This window comes from Pseudomonas sp. AC193, assembly GCF_979258075.1.
Map to the genome: position 1 here is coordinate 3,465,822 of NZ_OZ409832.1, position 17,482 is coordinate 3,483,303.

14 protein-coding genes and 2 pseudogenes are annotated in these 17,482 nt (G+C 59.4%); 13 read left to right on the forward strand and 3 right to left on the reverse strand.

The genetic code is table 11. From position 1 onward, the window contains the following. Positions 1–112: 112 nt before the first annotated feature. On the forward strand, positions 113–898 hold the full coding sequence (locus ACZZ0D_RS15565) for an outer membrane protein OmpK (RefSeq protein WP_053118648.1): 786 nt from the start codon (positions 113–115) through the stop codon (positions 896–898). A gap of 374 nt (positions 899–1,272) precedes the next feature. Continuing rightward, a complete protein-coding gene (locus ACZZ0D_RS15570) occupies positions 1,273–2,058 on the forward strand; it encodes an outer membrane protein OmpK (RefSeq protein WP_463553718.1) in 786 nt (261 codons plus the stop codon). A 161-nt stretch (positions 2,059–2,219) separates the two neighbouring features. On the opposite strand, the gene ACZZ0D_RS15575 is transcribed toward ACZZ0D_RS15570, so the two are convergent. After that, positions 2,220–3,392 (reverse strand): patatin-like phospholipase family protein, encoded by a 1,173-nt coding sequence (locus ACZZ0D_RS15575; RefSeq protein WP_463553719.1) that lies wholly within the window; start codon positions 3,390–3,392, stop codon positions 2,220–2,222. Between the two features lie 35 nt (positions 3,393–3,427). Then, on the reverse strand, positions 3,428–4,360 hold the full coding sequence (locus tag ACZZ0D_RS15580; RefSeq protein WP_053118640.1) for a lipid A biosynthesis lauroyl acyltransferase: 933 nt from the start codon (positions 4,358–4,360) through the stop codon (positions 3,428–3,430). A gap of 117 nt (positions 4,361–4,477) precedes the next feature. Here ACZZ0D_RS15580 and minC point away from each other — a divergent pair, with 117 nt between their 5' ends. From minC to ACZZ0D_RS15625, 9 genes and pseudogenes are all read left to right on the forward strand, one after another. Then, positions 4,478–5,215 carry a septum site-determining protein MinC gene (minC, locus tag ACZZ0D_RS15585; RefSeq protein ID WP_053118637.1) on the forward strand — a complete coding sequence of 246 codons (738 nt, stop codon included), beginning with the start codon at positions 4,478–4,480 and terminating at the stop codon, positions 5,213–5,215. Between the two features lie 169 nt (positions 5,216–5,384). After that, positions 5,385–6,198: pseudogene (gene minD / locus ACZZ0D_RS15590) on the forward strand (septum site-determining protein MinD). Then, positions 6,198–6,452: a cell division topological specificity factor MinE gene (gene minE, locus ACZZ0D_RS15595; protein WP_003223146.1), complete on the forward strand. Its 255-nt coding sequence runs from the start codon at positions 6,198–6,200 to the stop codon at positions 6,450–6,452. Before minD ends, minE begins: the two are co-directional and overlap by 1 nt. Positions 6,453–6,622: 170 nt before the next feature. Next, complete coding sequence (locus ACZZ0D_RS15600; protein WP_034151766.1) at positions 6,623–7,258, forward strand: RluA family pseudouridine synthase; 636 nt, start codon at positions 6,623–6,625, stop codon at positions 7,256–7,258. A gap of 45 nt (positions 7,259–7,303) precedes the next feature. Next, complete coding sequence (locus ACZZ0D_RS15605) at positions 7,304–8,404, forward strand: hypothetical protein (protein ID WP_463553720.1); 1,101 nt, start codon at positions 7,304–7,306, stop codon at positions 8,402–8,404. Between the two features lie 158 nt (positions 8,405–8,562). After that, positions 8,563–9,852, forward strand: a complete 1,290-nt coding sequence (locus tag ACZZ0D_RS15610; protein ID WP_463553721.1) for a M18 family aminopeptidase — start codon at positions 8,563–8,565, stop codon at positions 9,850–9,852. Between the two features lie 187 nt (positions 9,853–10,039). Further along, positions 10,040–10,216, forward strand: coding sequence for a hypothetical protein (locus ACZZ0D_RS15615; protein ID WP_172680090.1), 177 nt, complete (start codon positions 10,040–10,042; stop codon positions 10,214–10,216). A 75-nt stretch (positions 10,217–10,291) separates the two neighbouring features. Then, entirely contained in the window at positions 10,292–12,445 is a 2,154-nt protein-coding gene (locus ACZZ0D_RS15620; protein ID WP_463553722.1) for a mechanosensitive ion channel family protein, read from the forward strand. 65 nt (positions 12,446–12,510) lie between these two features. After that, positions 12,511–13,845 (forward strand): amidohydrolase, encoded by a 1,335-nt coding sequence (locus ACZZ0D_RS15625; RefSeq protein ID WP_400651436.1) that lies wholly within the window; start codon positions 12,511–12,513, stop codon positions 13,843–13,845. A 564-nt stretch (positions 13,846–14,409) separates the two neighbouring features. Here ACZZ0D_RS15625 and ACZZ0D_RS15630 read toward each other — a convergent pair. Beyond that, the gene (locus tag ACZZ0D_RS15630) at positions 14,410–15,123 is read right to left on the reverse strand and encodes a UTRA domain-containing protein (protein WP_064121017.1); all 714 of its coding nucleotides are present in this window, start codon (positions 15,121–15,123) and stop codon (positions 14,410–14,412) included. A gap of 351 nt (positions 15,124–15,474) precedes the next feature. Here ACZZ0D_RS15630 and ACZZ0D_RS15635 point away from each other — a divergent pair. After that, a pseudogene (locus tag ACZZ0D_RS15635) lies at positions 15,475–16,541 on the forward strand (ABC transporter substrate-binding protein). 133 nt (positions 16,542–16,674) lie between these two features. Continuing rightward, a complete protein-coding gene (locus ACZZ0D_RS15640; RefSeq protein ID WP_282357454.1) occupies positions 16,675–17,481 on the forward strand; it encodes an alkaline phosphatase family protein in 807 nt (268 codons plus the stop codon). Position 17,482 lies beyond the last annotated feature (1 nt).

Sequence of the window (17,482 nt, forward strand, 5' to 3'; positions counted from 1 at the left end):
TGACATTCAACCCATCCGTTGACTGGAAGAACGCATTCGCGAGCAAGCCCGCTCCTACAAGGGCAAGCAACAGCTCTGCGCCTCAAACAATAAAAACAAGAGGGAGCAACAGATGATTCGTACACAGACAAACATGCTGTTGGGTGGTGGCCTGCTGGCCGCGAGTCAAGCCATGGCTGGCGATTTACTGCTGTGGCAAACCAACAGCCTCAGCTACCTGTACGGCAAGAATTTCGCGATCAACCCGTCGATCCAGCAGACGGTCACGTTCGAGCACGCCGACAAGTGGAAATACGGCGACAACTTTCTCTTCGTCGACAAAATCTTCTACAACGGCGAAGAAGACCGCAACAAAGGCCCGCACACCTTTTACGGCGAATTCACCCCACGCTTCTCGTTCGGCAAGATTTTCGACCAGAAGATCGAGTTCGGCCCGATCAAAGACGTGCTGCTGGCGATGACCTACGAGTACGGCGAAGGTGAAAGCGAGGCCTACCTGATCGGCCCGGGCTTCGACCTCAAGGTGCCCGGCTTCAACTACGTCACCCTCAACATCTTCCGCCGCCAGACCGAAGGCCCGCGCCCCGGCGACGGCGTGTGGCAGATCACCCCCGGCTGGTCTTACAGCATTCCCGTGGGCAATTCCGACGTGCTGATCGATGGCTATCTGGATTGGGTGGTCGACAACGACGAGAACTCGCGCGGCACCTACCACGCCAACCTGCACATCAATCCGCAGATCAAATATGACCTCGGCAAAGCCCTGGGCTGGAGTCAGAAGCAGCTGTACGTCGGCACCGAATACAGCTACTGGAAGAACAAATACGGCGTCGAAAGCAGCCACAACCTCGACACCAATCAGAACACCGCCAGCCTGCTGGTGAAGGTGCATTTTTAAGATGACCCGCAACCGTGCCCCATACCTGTCGTCGGTGCTCTGTTGCGGGGCACTTGAGAGCTGGCCGAGGAGTCAGTATTCTCCGCGGCCTCATGAATTCGGTCTAAAAAAAAGCCCGGATTTAATTCCTGACCGACGGGCCAACTTATCCCGGCCCCGGCCAGTACCGAGGCATCCCGAAAACACGCTCAATCGACTGTTTTGCAGCAGCCGACGGGCGTTTTTTTGCTTTTCGAAAAGCCTTGGCCCAGCTCTTGCTAACACCAGCAAAGCTGACCGATTGGATGACTTTTGCAGTAACGAAAAAAGGCGCCACACCAGAGCGCCGATCTTAAAAAAAATAAACGTGGAACACCTACTTTGGGAGCAACCGAATGAAACGTACGTGCACCAGCCTGATGCTTGCGGGATCGATGCTGGCCGGCGGCCAGGCCATGGCCGATGGCCTGCTGCAGTGGCAGAACAACAGCCTGACCTACCTCTACGGTAAGGACTTCAAGGTCAACCCTGCGATCCAGCAGACCGTCACCTTCGAGCACGCCGATGCGTGGAAGTATGGGGACAACTTCCTGTTCGTCGACAAGATCTTCTACAACGGTGACAAGGACTTCAACAACGGCCCAAACACCTACTACGGCGAGTTCCAGCCACGCATCTCGCTGGGCAAGGTACTCGACCAGAAGATCGAATTCGGCCCGATCAAAGACGTCCTGTTGGCGATGACCTACGAGTTCGGCGAGGGTGACACCGAGTCCTACCTGATCGGTCGAGGTTTCGACCTGGCCATCCCGGGCTTCGACTACTTCCAGCTGAACTTCTACCAGCGCCACACCGAAGGCTCGCGCCCGGGTGACAACGTCTGGCAGATCACCCCGGTCTGGCCGTACACCATCCCGGTCGGCGACTCGAACGTGCTGATCGACGGTTACATGGACTGGGTCGTCGACAACGACGAAAACAACCGTGGCGAATACCACGCCAACCTGCACTTCAACCCACAGGTCAAATACGACCTGGGCAAGGCGCTGAATTTCGGCGAGAAGCAACTGTACGTCGGTGTTGAGTACGACTACTGGAAAGACAAGTACGGGATCGACGACACCCGTGCGTTCACCACCAATCAGAACGTGACCAGCTTCCTGGTGAAGTTCCACTTCTGATAAAAATCAAAAGATCGCAGGCTTCGCCAGCTCCTACAGGGATAGCGCATTCCAATGTAGGAGCTGCCGCAGGCTGCGATCTTTTGCTTTAAAAGCTTCCCCATATTCGACCGAGTTCCAATGTGGGAGCGAGCCTGCTCGCGAATGCCTCACCGCCGATTTCAGGCGGGAGCCACCGCCTCAGATATCCCCAAAAACCGGCACAACTCCTCACGCTTGGCCAACGCATCCCTTCGCCCCAAATCAATCAACTCGCTGCAATACCCCGCCTCAAACAGCAGATAACTCAGCACCCCCGCCCCACTCGTCTTCGTCGCCCCCGGCCCACGTAAAAACAAGCGCAACGCCGCCGGCAATTCCTGGCGATGCCGCGCCGCGATCTCATCAATCGGCTGACTCGGTGAAATCACCAGCACTTCCACCGGCGCCACGCCCAACTCGCGTGTCGGCGTGCCGGCGGGCATCAGATGACTGAACTGGTTGAGCCGCTGCAGCAACTCAATGTCGCTTTCCAGGCTGTCAATGAACGTGCTGTTGAGCATGTGCCCGCCGATCTGCGCGAGTGTCGGCTGTTGCCCGGTGTAGGTGCGTTCCAGCGGCTGCTGCGGATCAAAGCCACGCGGGTTGCCGCTGACCCCGACCACCAGCACGCGACTGGCGCCCAAGTGCAACGCCGGACTGATCGGCGCCGATTGCCGCACCGCGCCGTCGCCGAAATATTCATCACCGATTTTCACCGGCGCGAACAGCAACGGAATCGCCGAGCTGGCGAGCAAGTGATCGACCGACAATTGCGTCGGCACACCAATGCGCCGATGCCGTAGCCACGAATCAATCGTGCCGCCGCCCTGATAGAACGTCACCGCCTGCCCCGATTCGTAGCCGAACGCCGTCACCGCCACCGCATGCAATTGCTTGCGTGCGATGGATTCGGCGATGCCGGGCAGGTGCAGTTTTTCGTTGAGCAGGTCGCGCAGCGGCGAACTGTTGAGCAGCGCAACCGGCAGATGCCGACCGAGGCCAAGCAGGCTGTGGCTGACAAAACGGCTGGCCTGACGGATCACGCCGGGCCAGTCACTGCGCAGCACGCGATGGCTGCGAAAGCCTTGCCAGAACAGCGTCAGCCGCTCGATCGCCGCGCGGAAATCGCTGGCGCCGCTGGCGAGGCTGACCGCGTTGATCGCGCCGGCCGAGGTGCCGACAATCACCGGGAACGGATTGTCCGCGCCCACCGGCAACAATTCGGCAATCGCCGCCAGCACACCCACTTGATACGCCGCCCGAGCCCCGCCGCCGGAAAGAATCAAACCTGTGACCGGTTCCGCTGGGCTCATCGCAACACTCCGTGGTGCTTAGGGGATGGGGTGAATCAACCGCGTTTGGCGTACAACTTCGGCTCGCCCGGTGGCCGGCTCTTGAAGCGACGATGCGCCCACAAGTATTGCTCCGGGCAATCGCGCAATACGCCTTCGACCCATTGGTTGATGCGCAGGCAATCGGCTTCTTCGGTCTCACCGGGGAAATCTTCCAACGGCGGATGCACCACCAGCCGATACCCGCTGCCGTCCGCCAGACGCTCCTGAGTGAACGGCACCACCAGCGCCTTACCCAGCCGCGCAAATTTGGTCGTCGCCGTCACCGTCGCTGCCTGAATGCCGAACAGCGGCACGAAGATGCTTTGCTTGGCGCCGTAGTCCTGATCCGGCGCGTACCAGATCGCCCGACCGGAACGCAGCAGCTTGAGCATGCCGCGCACGTCGTCGCGCTCCACCGCCAGCGAATCAAGATTGTGCCGCTCACGGCCCTGACGCTGGATGAAGTCGAACAACGGATTTTTGTGTTCGCGGTACATGCCGTCGATGGTGTGCTGTTGGCCGAGCAACGCCGCGCCGATTTCCAGGGTGGTGAAATGCACCGCCATCAGGATCACGCCTTTGCCTTCGCGCTGGGCTTTCTGCAAATGCTCTAGCCCTTCGACGTGGGCCAGTTTGGCCAGACGCTCACGCGACCACCACCAGCTCATCGCCATTTCAAAAAAAGCGATGCCGGTCGAAGCGAAATTTTCTTTGAGCAGGCGTTTGCGCTCCGCCGCGGATTTTTCCGGGAAGCACAGTTCAAGATTGCGCTTGGCGATGCGCCGCCGGTCGCCGGCGAAGCGATACATCAACGCACCCAAAAATCGACCGATGGTCAGCAACGCCGGATACGGCAGCTGCACGATCAGCCACAAAAGCCCCAAGCCGCACCAGAGCGGCCAGAAGCGTGGAGCAAGAAATGCTTTTCGAAAACGCGGGCGATCCATTAAAGCTTCCGTAAATACAGTGGCCGCGCATTCTACATCGTTCGACCCGGCTTGCGGCCTGCGGGCGTTCTCGTTATAAGTCTCGGCACTTTTAGTGACAAGCCGTTGTATGCCGACATGAGCAAAACCGAACCGTTAAACCAAGATCCCGTGTTCCAGCTAAAGGGCAGCATGCTGGCCATTACCGTGCTGGAACTGGCCCGTAACGACCTCGACAGCCTCGATCGGCAATTGGCCGCCAAAGTTGCGCAGGCGCCGAATTTCTTCAGCAACGCGCCGCTGGTTCTGGCCCTGGACAAACTGCCGCCGAGCGAAGGCGCGGTCGACCTGCCAGGTTTGATGCGTGTGTGCCGCCAACATGGCCTGCGCACCTTGGCGATTCGCGCCAGCCGCATCGAAGACATCGCCGCCGCCATCGCCATCGACATTCCGGTGCTGCCGCCGTCCGGTGCCCGTGAACGCCCGCTGGAGATGCCCGAAGCCGAAGTCAAAAAGAAGCCGGAAAAGCCGCCAGAACCGACCGTCAAACAGACCCGCGTCATCACCACGCCAGTACGTGGTGGTCAACAGATATACGCGCAGGGTGGCGATTTGGTCGTGGTCTCCTCGGTCAGTCCGGGGGCGGAACTTCTTGCCGATGGCAACATCCATGTATACGGCCCGATGCGTGGCCGTGCGCTGGCCGGCGTGAAGGGTGACACCAAGGCACGGATTTTCTGTCAGCAATTGAGCGCTGAACTGATCTCCATCGCCGGTCATTACAAGGTTTCCGAGGATTTGCGCCGCGATCCAATGTGGGGCTCGGGCGTACAGGTCAGCCTGTCGGGCGACGTGTTGAACATCATTCGGCTTTAACGGATACTGCCGCATTTTCCAAGCATCTCTAAAACGTAGCGAAAACGGCTCAAACGAAGTAGGAAAAAGGCCTAAAGCCGAATTCCAGCCAAGGCTGTCCGACTGCAGTAGTTTTCAAGAGATGTTTTTCAGGGGCTAAAAAGTCCTTCTTCCTTAGGGGTGAAACACCTTGGCCAAGATTCTCGTGGTTACATCCGGCAAGGGTGGTGTGGGTAAGACCACCACCAGCGCCGCTATCGGTACCGGCCTCGCTCTGCGCGGCCACAAAACAGTGATCGTCGACTTCGACGTGGGCTTGCGTAACCTTGACTTGATCATGGGTTGCGAGCGCCGCGTGGTGTATGACTTCGTCAACGTGGTCAATGGCGAAGCCAACCTGCAACAGGCGCTGATCAAAGACAAGCGCCTGGAAAACCTCTACGTGCTGGCCGCCAGCCAGACCCGCGACAAAGACGCGCTGACCGTCGAAGGCGTGGAAAAAGTCCTGATGGAGCTCAAGGAACAATTTGAGTTCGTCGTCTGCGACTCCCCGGCGGGCATCGAAAAAGGCGCGCACCTGGCCATGTACTTCGCTGATGAAGCGATTGTCGTGACCAACCCGGAAGTGTCCTCGGTACGAGATTCGGAACCGCATGCTCGGCCTGCTGGCGAGCAAATCGCGTCGCGCCGAACGTGGCGAAGACCCGATCAAGGAACACCTGCTGATCACTCGCTACCATCCAGAGCGTGTGGAAAAGGGCGAGATGCTGGGCGTTGAAGACGTCAAGGAAATCCTCTCGGTCACCCTGCTCGGCGTGATCCCGGAATCCCAGGCGGTGCTCAAGGCATCCAACCAGGGCGTACCGGTGATTCTCGACGACCAGAGCGATGCCGGTCAGGCTTACAGCGATACCGTCGACCGTTTGCTGGGCAAAGAAAAAGCCCACCGTTTCCTCGATGTCGAGAAGAAGGGATTCTTCGAGCGCCTGTTTGGAGGTAGGTAATGAACCTTTTTGACTTCTTTCGTGCCAACAAAAAGCCAAGTACCGCCTCGGTAGCGAAAGAGCGTCTACAGATCATCGTGGCGCATGAGCGCGGCCAGCGCAGCACGCCGGATTACCTGCCAGCCTTGCAGAAGGAACTGGTCGACGTGATCCGCAAGTACGTCAACATCGGCAACGACGACGTACATGTTGCACTGGAAAGCCAGGGCAGTTGCTCGATTCTGGAACTCAACATCACCCTGCCCGATCGCTGAGTCGATCAGGTAGTCGCTGCGGCGGCTCGGGCTGTTGATGCTCGTGTAGGAGCTGCCGAAGGCTGCGATCTTTTGATATTTCAACGTCAAAAGATCGCAGCCTTCGGCAGCTCCTACAGGGTTATCAGCAGTCCCGAGCCGCCGTTGGCATTTGTTACGAGGCTGTTTTAATGCCGTTGTCCAACATCCACATCATCCATCAGGACGCCGCTGTACTGGTGGTGAACAAACCGACGTTGCTGCTCTCGGTGCCCGGTCGCGCCGACGACAACAAGGATTGCCTGATTACCCGTCTGCAGGAAAACGGCTACCCGGAAGCGCGCATCGTCCATCGTCTGGACTGGGAAACCTCCGGCATCATTCTGCTGGCCCGTGACGCCGACACGCATCGTGAACTGTCGCGCCAGTTTCATGACCGTGAAACCGAAAAGGCCTACACCGCGTTGGCCTGGGGTCAGCCGGAACTGGACAGTGGCAGCATCGATTTGCCCCTGCGCTACGATCCGCCGACCAAGCCGCGCCATGTGGTCGATCACGAATTCGGCAAACATGCGCTGACCTTCTGGCGCGTGCTCGAGCGTTGCGGCGACTGGTGCCGCGTCGAGCTGACGCCGATCACCGGCCGCTCGCACCAGTTGCGCGTACACATGCTGTCGATCGGTCATCCGCTGCTGGGTGACGGACTCTACGCCCATGAACAAGCCTTGGCCGCCTGGCCGCGTTTGTGTCTGCACGCGAGTATGTTGAGCTTCACCCATCCCCAGACCGGCGAACGCTTGCGCTTCGAATGCCCGGCACCGTTTTAAGGACTGCTTGATCAGCAGTCCTGCTTTTAAGGATTTTTGTTTCGGATGAGTTGTATTGATTCCCTCGCCACACCCCTGAAAAAAACCCGCCAGCAGTTGTTGTACCTGATTTATGGCAATCAGGATGTCTACCGCCGCGAGGCCAAGTTCAGCATCCTCACGGTGTTGTCCCAGGCGAAAAACGGCCAGCTCCCGGCGATCAGGATTCTCACTGATCGCCCGCAAGATTACGCCGGCTGGCCGGTCGACACGGTGTTCCTCGACGAAGCGACGCTGACGCGCTGGCAAGGCAAAAACGGCTACCACCATCGCCGTAAGGCCTGCGCCATCGCCGCCGGCATGCAGTGGGCGGAGAAGACGCTGTTCGTCGACACCGACACGCTGTTCACTGATCATCCCAGCCGTCTGCTCGATGCCATCGGAGAGGATTGCTCGGTCATGGATCGCTTCGAGTACGACTGGAAAGACGTGCACCAGCGCAGTGACTATCTGAAGCTTGCGCGCGACCTCAGTGCGTATGGCGTGACCCCGGACAACGGCTTCAAGCTCTACAACAGCGGCCTGTGCGGTGTCACCGAAAACGATCTGGATCTGTTCGAAGAATCGATCCGCATGATCGACCAGTGCACGGTCGGCGGTTTCGAGATCCACACCATCGAGCAGATCGCCTTGTCGTATGCCCTGCGTGAACGCCGGGTCGTGGAAGCGCGGAAACACGTCTACCACTACTTCGCCGAAAAGCGTTTTTTCCATGCGATGCAGACGTACTTCTTCTCCCAGCATGGCGAAACGTTCAGTCAGCGACTGGTGGATCTGTGCCGCGATGTGCCGCGAGTCAAACCGTTCCCGTCGGCCTGGCAGCGCCTGAAAATCAAATGGAAACTGCGCAACCAGAGCGGCGCCTTGCGCAAGGTCGGTCGAGACTTGTTGTATGGCAGCGCCGCACCGGATGATCCGTACTACAGCGCCTGTCGCCATGAGTGGTGGGAATGTGCGTCGCGGGAGATTCTGCGCTGGGACGAGAGCCGGCAGAAAAAGCTCCTGAGCCAGAGCCGCTGGCCAAAACAGCTACCGCGCCCGGACAAGCCGGAAGACGAGAAAGTCATCATGCGCTACCTGAAAAAACGCGTGTTCAGCCCGAGCTAACCAACCCCACCCTCTGTAGGAGCTGCGGCACGCTGCGATCTTTTGATTCCGCTTTTGGAAATCAAAATCAAAAGATCGCAGCGTGCCGCAGCTCCTACAGGGATCGAATTCCCCTCCCGATGCGTTAAACTCCCGGCCATTGCTGTCTGGAGCTTGTTATGCGCGAAGAGTTGAACCAAGGCCTGATCGACTTTCTCAAGGCCTCCCCTACCCCGTTCCACGCCACCGCCAGTCTTGTGCAACGTCTGGAGGCCGCCGGTTTTGTGCGCCTCGACGAACGCGAGCCGTGGACCACCGAGCCTAACGGCCGCTATTACGTTACTCGTAATGACTCCTCGATCGTCGCGATCAAGATGGGCCGCACCTCGCCGCTGCACGGTGGCATCCGTCTGGTTGGCGCGCACACCGACAGCCCGTGCCTGCGCGTCAAACCGCAGCCGGAACTGCAGCGTCAGGGCTTCTGGCAACTGGGCGTCGAAGTGTATGGCGGCGCACTGCTGGCGCCGTGGTTCGACCGCGATCTGTCGCTGGCCGGCCGCGTCACCTTCCGCCGCGACGGCAGGGTCGAAAGCCAACTGATCGACTTCAAGGCGCCGATCGCGATCATTCCCAACCTGGCCATTCACCTCAACCGTGAAGCCAATCAGGGCTGGGCGATCAACGCGCAGACCGAGCTGCCGCCGATCCTTGCGCAATTCGCTGGGGACGAACGCGTCGATTTCCGCGCCGTGCTCACCGATCAACTGGCCCGCGAACACGGCTTGAACGCCGATGTCGTGCTCGATTACGAGCTGAGCTTCTACGACACACAAAGTGCTGCAGTGATTGGCCTGAACGGCGACTTCATTGCCGGCGCGCGTCTCGACAATCTGTTGTCGTGCTATGCCGGTCTGCAAGCGCTGCTGACCGCCGAAACCGACGAAACTTGCGTGCTGGTCTGCAACGATCACGAAGAAGTCGGCTCCTGCTCGGCCTGCGGCGCTGACGGCCCGATGCTCGAACAAACCCTGCGCCGTCTGCTGCCGGAAGGTGACGAGTTCGTTCGCACCATCCAGAAATCCCTGCTGGTCTCGGCCGACAACGCCCACGGCGTGCACCCCAACTACGCCGACAAGCACGACGCCAACCACGGCCCGAAACTCAACGCCGGCCCGGTGATCAAGGTCAACAGCAACCAGCGCTACGCCACCAACAGCGAAACCGCCGGTTTCTTCCGCCATCTGTGCATGGCCGAAGAAGTGCCGGTGCAAAGCTTCGTAGTGCGCAGCGACATGGGCTGCGGCTCGACCATCGGCCCGATCACCGCCAGCCACCTCGGTGTGCGCACCGTCGATATCGGCTTGCCGACCTTCGCCATGCACTCGATCCGCGAACTGTGCGGCAGCCACGACCTGGCGCATCTGGTGAAAGTGCTGAGCGCGTTTTACGCCTGCCGCGATTTGCCTTAAAAGCTTCGCGAGCAAGCCCGCTCCCACATTGCAATGCATTTCAAATGTGGGAGCGGGCTTGCTCGCGAAAGCGGTGGTACTGACGACAAAATTTCATCCTGAAACCGGCTCAACTCTGATACACATCAGCACCTCCCAAACAAAAGCCACCTAGACTTTAATCATCCCTTTCGACAAGGCTGTCTCCATGATCACGATGTCTTCGTTTCACGCCATGCTCATTCCGATCCTGTGCGGAATGCTCCTGCTGGCCATCGGCTTCAACTTCCGCGACAAGAATGCCGGTGTTTTCGCCATGTGGGTCGGCATGCTGTTGATCCTCGCCACCGTGGTTTACAAGATCCTCGCCAAACTCAACGAATAACCGCGCACCGGCTCGCATTGCAGCAGGCGGGCTCGTACACTCGTTCGATCCGCCCATTGCGAGGTTGACCGCCTAGTGTTTGCTCGTCTTTTTGCTTTACCCAGCCTGTTCCTCGTCTGCCTGATGACGCTGCTGCCGCTGGCGCCTGCCCAGGCGGTCGGTCTGCCCGGCCTGCTCAACACCAACAAGGCCCAGCCCGAAGCGCAGGAACCCCTCGGTCAATCCCTCGACGAAGTCATCAAGTCGCTGGAAAACGACAAGCAACGCGCGCAACTGCTCACCGACCTGAAAAAACTGCGCGACGCCACGAAAAAAGCCCAGACCACACCTGAAGAAGGCGTACTCGGCCTGATCGGCGGCACCCTCGCCAATTTCGAAAAACAATTCACCGGCGCTGACAGCCCGCTCAATCGCTGGTCTGCCGAGTTCGATCTGGCCAAAGATGAATTCAGCGCCTTGATGATGCCGGCCAGCGAATGGCTGCCGGTAATCTTCGGTTTCGCCATGATTCTGATGGTCTGGAGCCTGCTCGCCGCTGCGCTGATCTGGCTCAGTCACCGCGTGCGCATGCGTTTTGGTCTGACCGAAGAACTGCCGCAACATCCCAAAGCCCTCGACATGTTGCGCTTCGCCCTGCGCAAACTCGGGCCGTGGCTGATCGCTTTGGTCATCACCGTTTACATGAGTTACGCCTTGCCGTCCTCGCTGGGTAAGAGCCTGGCGATGGTGTTGGCGTACGCATTGGTGGTCGGCACCTGTTTCTCGGCAATCTGCGTGATTGCTTTCTCCCTGCTCGACGGCCCACATCGCCATCGCGCGCTGTACATCCTGCGTCATCAGGCGTTCCGGCCGTTGTGGCTGATCGGCAGCTTCGCCGCGTTCGGTGAGGCGCTGAATGATCCGCGTCTGATCGAAAGCCTCGGCGTGCATCTGGCCCACACCGCCGCGACCGTCGCCAACGTCCTCGCGGCAATTTCAACCGGCCTGTTCATTCTGCGGTTCCGCCGACCGATTGCGCACCTGATCCGCAACCAGCCACTGTCGCGACGCCTGACCCGCCGCGCCCTCAGCGACACCATCGATATCCTTGGCACCTTCTGGTACGTCCCGGCGCTGGTGCTGGTGGGGATTTCGCTGTTCGCGACGTTCTTCTCCGCCGGCGACACCAGCACTGCTTTGCGCCAATCGATGATCTGCACGGTGTTGCTGGTGTTGTGCATGGTGATCAACGGCCTGGTGCGTCGCCACTCGCTGAAACCGCAGCGCGGGGCTAAACGCCATGCGCTGTATTCGGAACGACTGAAAAACTTCTTCTACACCCTCGCCCATCTGCTGGTGTGGCTGGCGTTTATCGAGTTGGGTCTGCGGGTCTGGGGCAAGTCGCTGATCACTTTCGCAGAAGGCGACGGGCATGACGTCAGCGTCAAACTGTTCAGCCTCGCTGGCACGCTGCTGTTTGCCTGGCTGATCTGGATTCTTTCTGATACGGCTGTGCACCACGCCCTCACCCGCTCGCGCAAAGGCCTGGCCAATGCCCGCGCGCAAACGATGATGCCGCTGATCCGCAACGTGCTGTTTGTGGCGATTTTCATCATCGCGCTGATCGTCGCGCTGGCGAACATGGGCATGAACGTTACGCCACTGCTGGCCGGTGCCGGTGTGATCGGTCTGGCCATCGGTTTCGGTGCGCAGTCGCTGGTTGCCGACTTGATCACCGGCCTGTTCATCATCATCGAAGACTCACTGGCCATCGATGACTACGTCGACGTCGGCGGCCACCTCGGTACCGTCGAAGGCCTGACCATCCGCACCGTGCGCCTGCGCGACATCGACGGCATTGTCCACACGATCCCGTTCAGTGAAATCAAAAGCATCAAAAACTACTCCCGGGAGTTCGGCTACGCGATCTTCCGCGTCGCGGTGCCGTACAACATGGAAATCGACGACGCGATCAAACTGATGCGCGAAGTCGGCCAGAAAATGCGCACCGATCCCCTGCAACGCCGCAATATCTGGTCGCCGCTGGAGATTCAGGGTGTCGAGAGTTTTGAGTCCGGCAGCGCGATTTTGCGTGCACGGTTCAAGACGGCGCCGATCAAACAGTGGGAAGTGTCGCGCGCGTTCAACTTGTCGCTGAAGCGGCATCTGGATGAAGCCGGACTGGATCTGGCCACCCCACGCATGAGCGTACAAGTGATCACTGCCGGCGGTGGCGAGCCTAAGGAATAGCACTCAGGCGCGCAGTTGCAGTCACAGGCAGGGAAGCCCGAACAACAACAATTAAGGAGAAACCGATGCAACTGACGCGTATCGCCCAGGCCGTTCTACTCACCCTGTTCGCCTGTCACGCCGGCGCCGCCACCATGGAAAGCACGCGCACGCAGATCGCCGAGCAGGCGCAAAAACTCGAACCGGAACTGCTGGAAACCCGCCGCGACATCCACGCCCACCCCGAACTCGGCAACACTGAAAAGCGCACGTCGGAACTGGTCGCCAAACAACTCAAAGCCATGGGTCTGGAAGTCAAAACCGGCGTGGCGCGCACGGGCGTGGTCGCCGTCCTCAAAGGCGCCCTGCCCGGCCCGACTGTTGCCCTGCGCGCCGACATGGACGCGCTGCCGGTCAAGGAAGTCTCCGACCTGCCATTCGCCTCGAAAGCCAAAGGCACCTACCTCGACAAAGAAGTCGACGTGATGCACGCCTGCGGCCACGACGCCCACACCGCGATCCTGCTCAGCACGGCGAAAATTCTGACCGGCATGCGCGACACCCTGCCCGGCACCGTGGTGTTCTACTTCCAGCCCGCCGAAGAAGGCCCGAGCGACTTCATCCCCGACGGCAAAAATACCTGGGGCGCGAAAATGATGGTCGAGGAAGGCGTGATGAAATCACCGAAACCCGACGCCGTCTTCGGTCTGCACGTCTGGGCCGGCGTCCCCGCCGGCCAGATCACCTACCGCCCCGGCCCGACCCTCGCCAGCTCCGACGACCTGCGCATCAAAATCCTCGGCAAACAAACCCACGCCGGCCGCCCATGGGACGGCATCGACCCGATCACCGTCGGCGCACAAACCATCGTCGGCCTGCAAACCGTGGTCAGCCGCCGCACCGACATCTCGTCGTTTCCATCGGTGGTCAGCATCGGCACCATCAACGGCGGGACGCGCTACAACATCATTCCCGAATCGGTCGACATGACCGGGACGATCCGCTCATACGACTACGGCATCCGCCAGAAACTCCACGCCGACGTACGCCAGACCGTCGAAAAAATCGCCGAAAGCGGCGGTGCCAAAGCGGACGTCACCATCATCGAAAAATACGACCCGACCATCAACAACCCGGCACTCACCGAAAAAATGCTGCCGACGTTGAAGTGGGCGGCCAAGGATGACGTGGTGCAAGGGCCGCTGGTGGGCGGGGCCGAGGACTTCTCGTTCTTTGCCAAAGAAGCGCCGGGGTTGTTCGTGTTTTTGGGGGTGACGCCGCGGGATCAAGACATGAGCAAAGCCGCGCCGAATCATAATCCGGGGTTCTTTGTCGATGAGTCGGCGTTGGTGGTTGGCGTGAGGACACTGGCCTCGTTGGCGACGGATTATTTGTATGCCAACGCGCAGACAGACAAGTAAAGAGACGGTGACTGTGGGGGCGCTTTCGCGAGCGGGCTCGCTCCTACAATTGGATGGTGTTGAATCAGGTAGAGATTGGTCGGCTGTCAGGCCGCTTTCGCGAGCAAGCCCGCTCCCACAATTGGATGGTGTTGAATCAGGGAGAGATTGGTCGGCTGTCAGGTCGTCATCGCGAGCAGGCTCACTCCTACAATTGGATCGTGTGCATCCGGGCAGAAACTGGTCGGCTGTCAGGCCGCTTTCGCGAGCAAGCTCGCTCCCACATTGACCGCGCCAACCATTAGGCCGAGTGTCAGCTCGCCTGCTTTTGATCTTGATCTTAGAGCCCGTCGGGAGGCTGAGTGGAGGGATTCATACGGGGAAAGCATCGAGAGGAGGTGCAGCGAAGCAAACCGTAGGCGATGCCCCCGGATGAACCCGGAGCGAAGGAACCCAAGCCTTAGCGAGGGCCGGACGTCAGGGCACAGACCTTTGGTTCCTTTGGGGCGTTTGCCAAAGGGACTCGCCGTAAGGGCGAAACCATAATCAGCAACCCCCGAAGAATCGGATATTCACACAAAACGATCAAACCACATCAACCCCCACATGAATCGCATCATGCCGCCAAAACTCCAGATCACAATCAATCAACCGCTCATGCTGATCATAATTAACCCGAGCAATCCGTAACCCCGGACTCCCCACCGACACCCGCAAAGCCGCCGCCGCATCCACCGACAAAGACGTCGGCACAATCTCAAAGCGCACCCGCCCATAGTGCAAATCGTAATGCCGCGCATACAACTCAGTAATCGACTGATTCAAATCAAACTCAAGAATCCCCGGAAAAAACTGCGGATTCAAATAGTGCTCCACATACAACACCAACCGCCCGTCAATCCGCCGCGACCGGCAAATCTGAATCACGCTGGACAGCGCCGGCAACTGCAACCACGCACACACCGCCGCTGACGCCGGTTGCAGCCGCGCCGAAATCACCTCGGTCGAAGGCACCCGCCCCTGCGCACTGACCATCGCGTGAAAGTGACTGCGTTGCATCAGGTTATAGGCCAGACGCGGCGGCGAAACGAACCAGCCGCGCCGCTCCTCACGATAAATCTGCCCCTGTGCCTCCAACTGCAACAACGCCTCACGCACAGTAATCCGCGTGGTGCCAAACAGCTCACTGAGCTTGCGTTCGGCCGGCAACTTACTGCCCGCCGCCAACAAACCGTGGTCGAGCTGCTCCTGCAACACCTGGCCAATGGCTGTCACCGCTTTTGTTGCCTCATCACGCATCAACGTTACCTATCTGGACTAGACCAGCACTGTTTCGGGGCAAAACCGCACGGCGATCAAACCGTTTTGTAGTGATGCAAGCCTAGGCAGTACAGATGACCGATAGATGACAAAACTACCGAACGGTCATCCTCACGGCTTGCAATACATCGGCCAAGTCCCTTGCCCTCCGGGCCTTTGCGCATGGTCTACGCTTATCGGGCACCTGCCGATATCGGCCAGATAAAAGGCCTGGCGCGAGGCCACCGACATCAAAGTGTCATCCAGCCCCCTTAAATTGGCTCAGGTATTGCTGACCTAGACCAACAACCACCGCAATCGCAGCGTTGAACACGACCAAGGAGCTTCGGAATGAAACAGCTTTTCCTGGCAACACTGTTAGGCTCGACCATTGCACTGTGCACCTCCGCCATGGCGGCCGGCACCGATCTGAAAACCCTCGAAGCCGCTGCGAAAGCGGAAGGCGCCGTCAACAGCGTCGGCATGCCCGATGACTGGGCCAACTGGAAAGGCACCTGGGAAGACCTGGCCAAAACCTACGGCCTGAAACACATCGACACCGACATGAGCTCGGCTCAGGAAATCGCCAAGTTTGCGGCGGAAAAGACAACGCCACCGCTGACATCGGCGACGTCGGCGCCGCGTTCGGCCCGATCGCGGTCAAGCAAGGCGTGGTGCAACCGTACAAGCCAAGCACCTGGGATCAAGTCCCGGACTGGGCCAAGGACAAGGACGGCAACTGGGCACTGGCGTACACCGGCACCATTGCGTTCATCGTCAACAAGAAGCTCCTGCACGGCTCCGAAGTGCCGACCAAATGGGCTGACCTCAAGGGCGGCAAATACAAGGTCTCGATCGGTGACGTGAGCACCGCCGCGCAAGCTGCCAACGGCGTTCTGGCTGCGGCACTGGCTAATGGCGGCGACGAGAAAAACATCAAGCCTGCCCTGCTGCTGTTTGCCGACATCGCCAAGCAAGGTCGCCTGTCGATGGCCAACCCGACCATCGCCACCATGGAAAAAGGCGAGATCGAAGTCGGTGTGGTCTGGGACTTCAACGGCCTGAGCTACAAAGCCAAGATGGCCAACCCGGATGACTACGTCGTGCTGATCCCGTCGGATGGTTCGGTGATTTCCGGCTACACCACGATCATCAACAAGTACGCGAAAAACCCGAACGCCGCCAAGCTGACCCGCGAATACATCTTCAGCGACGCCGGCCAGACCAACCTTGCCCGCGGCAACGCCCGCCCGATCCGCGCCGAACACCTGCAACTGCCGGAAGACGTGAAGGCCAAACTGCTGCCAAACGAGCAGTACAAAAAGGTCACCCCGATCAAAGACGCCGACGCCTGGGAAAAGACCTCCAAAGCCCTGCCACAGCAGTGGAATGAAGAAGTCATCGTAGAGATGAAGTAATCCTTCATCTGTAGGAGCTGCCGCAGGCTGCGATCTTTTGATCTTGCCCTTTAAAAGCAACATCAAAAGATCGCAGCCTGCGGCAGCTCCTACAGGGGTTGGTTCCAGTTTTGTTTTCGGAGTTTTTGCCCCTATGAAGCACAACGTCATCCTTGTCGTGCTCGACGGTCTCAACTACGAGGTCGCGCGCCACGCCATGGGGCATCTGCAGGCTTATGTTGGCGCAGGACGCGCCGCGCTCTACCAGTTGGAGTGCGAGCTGCCGGCCCTGTCCCGACCGCTTTATGAATGCATCCTCACCGGCGTGCCGCCGATCGACAGCGGCATCGTCCACAACAACGTCTCGCGCCTGTCCAATCAGCGCAGCATTTATCACTACGCCCGCGATGCCGGTCTGAAAACCGCTGCCGCGGCGTATCACTGGGTCAGCGAGTTGTACAACCGCTCACCGTTCGTGGCTGCCCGCGACCGGCACACCGACAATCTGTCGCTGCCGATCCAGCACGGGCATTTCTACTGGAACGATCACTATCCGGATTCGCACCTGTTCGCCGACGCCGAAAACCTGCGCCTGCGCCATGATCCGAACTTCCTGCTGATCCACCCGATGAACATCGACGACGCCGGGCACAAACACGGCCTCGACAGTTCGCAATACCGCAACAGTGCGCGGTCGGCCGACATCATCCTCGCCGACTATTTGCAGAGCTGGCTCGACGCTGGTTATCAAGTGCTGGTGACCGCCGACCACGGCATGAACAACGACCGCTCGCACAACGGCCTGCTGCCGGAAGAACGCCAAGTGCCGCTGTTCGTCCTCGGCGACGCGTTCAGCTTCAGCGCTGATGCCGCGCCGAAGCAGACGGAAATCTGCGGCACTGTCTGCGAACTGCTCGGCGTGCCCCACGACAAACCTGTGTGCCGGGAGCTGCTCAAGTGAA

Excerpts from the sequence above, each read along its gene's own strand:
- ACZZ0D_RS15565 (WP_053118648.1), top strand. The coding sequence starts at position 113 with ATGATTCGTACACAGACAAACATGCTGTTGGGTGGTGGCCTGCTGGCC.
- ACZZ0D_RS15570 (WP_463553718.1), top strand. The coding sequence starts at position 1,273 with ATGAAACGTACGTGCACCAGCCTGATGCTTGCGGGATCGATGCTGGCC.
- ACZZ0D_RS15575 (WP_463553719.1), bottom strand. The coding sequence starts at position 3,392 with ATGAGCCCAGCGGAACCGGTCACAGGTTTGATTCTTTCCGGCGGCGGG.
- ACZZ0D_RS15580 (WP_053118640.1), bottom strand. The coding sequence starts at position 4,360 with ATGGATCGCCCGCGTTTTCGAAAAGCATTTCTTGCTCCACGCTTCTGG.
- minC (WP_053118637.1), top strand. The coding sequence starts at position 4,478 with ATGAGCAAAACCGAACCGTTAAACCAAGATCCCGTGTTCCAGCTAAAG.
- minE (WP_003223146.1), top strand. The coding sequence starts at position 6,198 with ATGAACCTTTTTGACTTCTTTCGTGCCAACAAAAAGCCAAGTACCGCC.
- ACZZ0D_RS15600 (WP_034151766.1), top strand. The coding sequence starts at position 6,623 with ATGCCGTTGTCCAACATCCACATCATCCATCAGGACGCCGCTGTACTG.
- ACZZ0D_RS15605 (WP_463553720.1), top strand. The coding sequence starts at position 7,304 with ATGAGTTGTATTGATTCCCTCGCCACACCCCTGAAAAAAACCCGCCAG.
- ACZZ0D_RS15610 (WP_463553721.1), top strand. The coding sequence starts at position 8,563 with ATGCGCGAAGAGTTGAACCAAGGCCTGATCGACTTTCTCAAGGCCTCC.
- ACZZ0D_RS15615 (WP_172680090.1), top strand. The coding sequence starts at position 10,040 with ATGATCACGATGTCTTCGTTTCACGCCATGCTCATTCCGATCCTGTGC.
- ACZZ0D_RS15625 (WP_400651436.1), top strand. The coding sequence starts at position 12,511 with ATGCAACTGACGCGTATCGCCCAGGCCGTTCTACTCACCCTGTTCGCC.
- ACZZ0D_RS15630 (WP_064121017.1), bottom strand. The coding sequence starts at position 15,123 with ATGCGTGATGAGGCAACAAAAGCGGTGACAGCCATTGGCCAGGTGTTG.
- ACZZ0D_RS15640 (WP_282357454.1), top strand. The coding sequence starts at position 16,675 with ATGAAGCACAACGTCATCCTTGTCGTGCTCGACGGTCTCAACTACGAG.